The sequence below is a fragment of the Flavobacterium sp. genome, assembly GCF_044373165.1.
In the GTDB taxonomy this organism is placed as follows: Bacteria; Bacteroidota; Bacteroidia; order Flavobacteriales; family Flavobacteriaceae; genus Flavobacterium.
Genome location: NZ_JBILQL010000111.1, coordinates 1 through 5,470, shown reverse-complemented (window position 1 = coordinate 5,470; position 5,470 = coordinate 1). Strand labels below are relative to the sequence as shown.

General features: G+C 38.7%; 4 protein-coding genes. All 4 read left to right on the top strand.

The window, feature by feature from the left end; translation table 11 throughout:
• A partial coding sequence (locus ACIQ32_RS11110; RefSeq protein ID WP_396195758.1) for a type IX secretion system plug protein domain-containing protein occupies nt 1-1,214 on the top strand: 1,214 nt, incomplete at its 5' end.
• A 75-nt stretch (nt 1,215-1,289) separates the two neighbouring features.
• On the top strand, nt 1,290-1,676 hold the full coding sequence (apaG, locus tag ACIQ32_RS11105) for a Co2+/Mg2+ efflux protein ApaG (protein ID WP_295337911.1): 387 nt from the start codon (nt 1,290-1,292) through the stop codon (nt 1,674-1,676).
• A gap of 122 nt (nt 1,677-1,798) precedes the next feature.
• A complete protein-coding gene (gene pruA / locus ACIQ32_RS11100) occupies nt 1,799-3,427 on the top strand; it encodes an L-glutamate gamma-semialdehyde dehydrogenase (protein ID WP_396195757.1) in 1,629 nt (542 codons plus the stop codon).
• Between the two features lie 110 nt (nt 3,428-3,537).
• Nucleotides 3,538-5,470, top strand: a 1,933-nt coding sequence (locus ACIQ32_RS11095) for an esterase/lipase family protein (protein WP_396195756.1), incomplete at its 3' end; no start/stop codon positions are given.

The window sequence follows — 5,470 nt, the reverse complement described above, 5'->3', positions numbered from 1 at the left end:
TTTCCGCATCGGTTTTTTCCCAAGTTGAAAAAGAAATTCTGCCGCCATACCATATTAAAACCATAAGCTTTGTTCAAAACGGGCAAAACACTATTCCTGTTTTTCGCTTGGGCGATACTTTTCAATTCCAATTTGATGATTTATACGGCAATGAAGCCAACTATTTTTACACTATTACCCATTGCGATTACGATTGGAAACCGTCACAATTATTTAAAAACGAATACTTGAACGGTTTTGATGACCAACGCATTCAGGATTATACTAATTCACTCACAACGCTACAATTGTATTCTCATTATCGTTTGACTTTTCCCAACAGGTTTACTCAATTTCGAGTTAGCGGGAATTATATGATTAAAATTTTAAACGATGATAAAGAGGTGGTTTTTACCAAAAAATTCATCTTATACGAAGAATTGGTTACCGTTCCTATGCAGGTTAGAAGAGCACGAAACTTATCGGTAATCAATCAAAAACACAATCTCGATTTTACTATTAAATCAACAACCATTAATTTCCAAAGTCCGCTGCAAAATGTAAAAGTAATGTTGATGCAAAACGGAAAATTTAACAATGCTATTACCGGTATCAGACCTCAATATACAATTGGCAACGATTTGATTTACCGTTATGATACCGAAACCCAATTTTGGGCAGGCAATGAATTTTTGTTTTTTGAAAACAAAGACATTCGAGCAGCCAACAACAGCATCGCTCGTATCGATTCAAACGGCGGTATTTACAATGCCTATTTGTATCGAAACGAAGCCAGAGCTAATGTGCCTTACACTTATTTCCCCGACATCAACGGTAATTTTATAGTAAAAAACCTCAACGCTCAAAACAATGAAATTGAAGCCGATTATGCTTGGGTGTTTTTTACCCTTTCGGCACCGAACTACTTTGGAAAAAAATCAATTTATGTAAATGGCATGTTCAACGGTTTTGCTATAGGGGAAGAAAATAAAATGGAATACAATGCTGAGAAAGGAGTATACGAAAAAGCCATTATGATCAAACAAGGGTTTACCAATTATCAATATGTTGTTGCGGATGCTAATGGTAAAGTTGATGAAGAAAATGCTATAGACGGAAATTTTCATCAAACGGAAGACAATTATTTTGCCTTGGTGTATTACCGAGAAAACAACCAGCGTTTCGATCGAATTATAGGCAAAGGAATCGCCAGTTCAATTGATGCTACTTACTAATCAAAATTTAACATCTAATTCACTTAAGCAAGCGTATTTTTTGTAAATTTGACGACGTAATAGAATGAATACTACATGGTTTCACAAATAACAAGAGGTATTAAAATTTCGGTTCTGACTAGTTTTGAAGGTACTTACTTCAAAAACTACAAGATTCATTTTGCCTTTAGTTATGAAATCACCATTGAAAATCACAGTAAGGATTCGGTTCAACTTAACTCTCGTCATTGGGAAATTTTAGATTCACTCAATGAAAAAGAAATAGTAGACGGCGAAGGCGTTATTGGCAAAAAACCGGTGCTCAAGCCCGGAGAAAAACACACTTACAATTCGGGTTGCCTATTATCGTCACCATTTGGAGCGATGAGTGGCTACTTCAACATGATCAATTTTACCACTACCAAAACCTTTAAAGTAATTGTCCCAACCTTTAAGTTGAGCGCGCCATTTGCTTTGAATTAATTTTGAACCGACTTCTTGTCAAAATTTCAAATTTTCCTTTGTACTTTTGTTTAAAATTTAATGATTCTCAATATTGAATCTTTAAATCGTTCAATTGTTTAATCTTTTAATCAAATCAACATATGCCAAAAGGATTTTTTCATGTCCCGAAAGCGGTCAATGAACCTGTAAAATCATACGCTCCTAACTCACCTGAAAAAGCAGCCGTTTTAGCAGCCTACCAAAAAATGTGGAACGAAACCATTGAGGTTCCCAACTACATCGGAAGCGACGAAATTCGTACCGGAAATACCCGAAACATGACGGCGCCACACGACCACCAACACGTGTTAGGCACTTATCATTTAGCCGAAAAGAAACATATTGAACAAGCCATAGCTGCTGCCTTAGAGGCCAGAAAAAAATGGGCTAACATGGCTTGGGAACAAAGAGCAGCCATCTTTTTAAAAGCCGCAGAGTTGATTGCCGGACCTTACCGTGCTAAAATCAATGCAGCGACTATGATTGCGCAATCGAAAACCATTTTTCAAGCCGAAATTGACGCTTCTTGTGAGTTAATCGATTTCTTAAGATACAATGTAGAATTCATGACGCAAATTTACAGCGACCAACCTAAATCGGTTTCAGATGTTTGGAACCGAGTGGAATACCGTCCGCTGGAAGGATTTGTTTATGCCATTACACCTTTCAACTTTACCGCTATTGCAGCTAACCTTCCGGCCAGTGCCGCTTTGATGGGCAACACTGTGGTTTGGAAACCAAGTGACAGCCAGGTTTTTTCAGCTAAAGTAATTATTGATGTATTCCAAGAAGCCGGTGTGCCTGATGGTGTAATTAACGTAGTTTTCGGAGATCCGGTAATGATAACAGATACCGTTTTAGCCAGTCCTGATTTTGCGGGCGTTCATTATACCGGTTCAACTTTCGTATTCAAAGAAATTTGGAAAAAAATCGGCCAAAACATCCACACCTATAAAACCTACCCTAGAATTGTTGGTGAAACCGGAGGAAAAGATTTTGTTATGGTTCACCCGAGTGCCAATGTAAAACAAGTAGTGGCCAATACCATTCGTGGGGCTTTTGAATTCCAAGGGCAAAAATGTTCTGCCGCTTCAAGAGCGTATTTCCCTAAATCACTTTGGCCGGCAATTAAAGAAGAAATGAGTAAAGAGTTGGCTTCTATCAAAATAGGAAGCCCTGAAGATTTTTCCAACTTTGTCACTGCTGTAATCCACGAAGGTTCATTTGATAAGTTGGCCAAATACATCGACCAAGCCAAGCAAGATGCTGATGCAGAAGTAATTTTCGGAGGCAAGTATGATAAATCAAAAGGCTATTTTATTGAACCAACCGTAATCTTGACTTCAAATCCAAAATACACCACCATGGAAACTGAGTTATTCGGTCCGGTACTAACCGTTTATGTGTATGAAGATTCAAAATGGGCCGAAACTTTGAAATTGGTTGATGAAACTTCCGAATACGCTTTAACAGGAGCCGTTTTCAGCAGAGATCGTTACGCTATCGAAGAAGCTGCTTTGGCTTTACAAAACAGTGCGGGTAATTTTTACATAAACGACAAACCAACCGGAGCTGTAGTAGGCATGCAACCTTTTGGTGGCGCCAGAGCTTCGGGAACTAATGACAAAGCAGGTTCAATGCAAAATTTGTTGCGTTGGGTTTCGCCAAGAACCATCAAAGAAACTTTTGTAACTCCTGCCGATTACCGCTATCCGTTTTTAGGCGAATAGCCGTATATCATTCAATACCAAAAAGTCCGAGTTTATGCTTGGACTTTTTTTTTATAATCCAAATGGTATTTTTTGTATATTCGGAATTCAAAATCAAAAATTGAAAAACTATGAAAAAAATTACGCTTCTGATGATTTCGCTTCTTTCTTTTTTTTCATCGGCGCAAAACAACGCCTATGATGCACTGCAAGAAAAAAGCCAAACTAAAATCATTTATGATAGGGTTTTCGGCCTTGCCAACGCAACCGTGTTAAAACAAAAAGAAGTAAGCTCAAATTATTTTCTACAAGTATACCACGAATTGCAAAGAGCCGATTTTTTGGCGCGTTTGCCCAAACTGGAAGTGCTAAGAGAAGCTGCCAAATTAGGTGTTGTTCGACAAGAAATTCCATTAGGTGTTTTAATAACTGATTTTGAGAACATTCGCACCGGTGCTACTGATAACGGTGATATCTTTTTGAATGCCCATCAGCAATACCAAATCAAAAACGGAGTAGAAAATATTTTTGAGCAGCACGCTGTTAATTTGATTTCACCTTTGGTTTCGAAATCTAAAACCAATGACGTGACCTTTATTTTAAAAGAAGAACTCTTGTTTAACACAACAACAAGAGTCATTCAAAGCATCGCTTACCAGATTAATGAGAATGACCAATGGACTCCAATTCAAAAAAACCAGCCGTTCACTATTCATTTCAATGCCTCAGGCAAACAAACTGTAAACTGTAGAATTCAGTTCAGCAATGGTGAAGCTACCTATCAATCATTTGTCATTCAAATCGAATCGGCTGTAGATTTATCCGCCAGAAACAATCAAAACTCTTATTCTCCTAATGCCATTACTACTGTAACCGCAACTATTCCTTATCAAGGTTTTGGGGAAACAACATCATATTTAGGACAAGGAGAATATGAAATTTTTCCCGACACCGTTGATGGCATTTTAGACAAACCGGTATTTTTAGTGGATGGTTTCGACCCCGGAGATTCTCGAAATATAGCCGCGTTGTATGCCAGTTTGAATTATGGCACAGGTCAAAATTTAGCCAATTATTTAAGAACACTCGGTTTTGATATTGTGTTAGTCAACTTTCCAAATTACACTCGCCCTAACTCCACAACAGTAGTAGATGGCGGTGTAGATTTTATCCAAAGAAATGCTTTTGTTTTGGTGGAAGTCATTAATCAAATCAACGCACAAAAAGTCGGAACCCAAAAAAATGTCATCATCGGACCAAGTATGGGCGGATTGATTTCTCGTTATGCATTGCGCTACATGGAAACCAACAATTTAAACCACGATACTCGTTTGTACATTTCGTTTGATTCTCCGCACCAAGGCGCCAATGTGCCTATTGGTTTCCAACATTTGTTTAACTATATGGCCTTCGGTCCTTTAGGAAATGCTTCGGTACAACCGTTAGTAAATGGGTTAATAAAAAGCCCGGCGGCAAGACAAATGCTGATAGACCATCTGGAAGGGCATTTGCAAACCGGAAGTGCCTTCGAATTCAATACCGCTTCTGCCTCATTATTGCCTACAGGAGCGCCTAACTTCAGAAATGCATTTCAAAATGAATTGAATGCTATGGGATTCCCGACCACTGTTAGAAACATATCCATTTCAAACGGCGCCGGCAACGGAACCATGAATTACAGTCCGAATTTTGAAGTCATGAACCACACTTTCAATGTCTCAGCAACCCAAAGAGCTATTATAAACCTTCGTTTTACACCCGCGGCCAATCAAACCAATCAAGTAAGTCGATTTAGAGGGCAACAATTTGTCTTTATTACATGGATCACTGGCTTTGAAAGTTTGGCTAACTCAAAAGCTCCGGTAGAAACAGATGGACTTGACTCCGCTCCCGGAGGTCGTTTTGATATGAGTGGGTTCCAAGCCGATTTGGGAACTGACCCATTATTAACCGAGTTTTTCAACAACTTGAACGCCGACTATTTTACCTTCATCCCAACTTGGAGTTCAATGGCTATCTCGGGAACTAACAATCTTTACGCGCCTGTTACCGGTTCATCAGTAA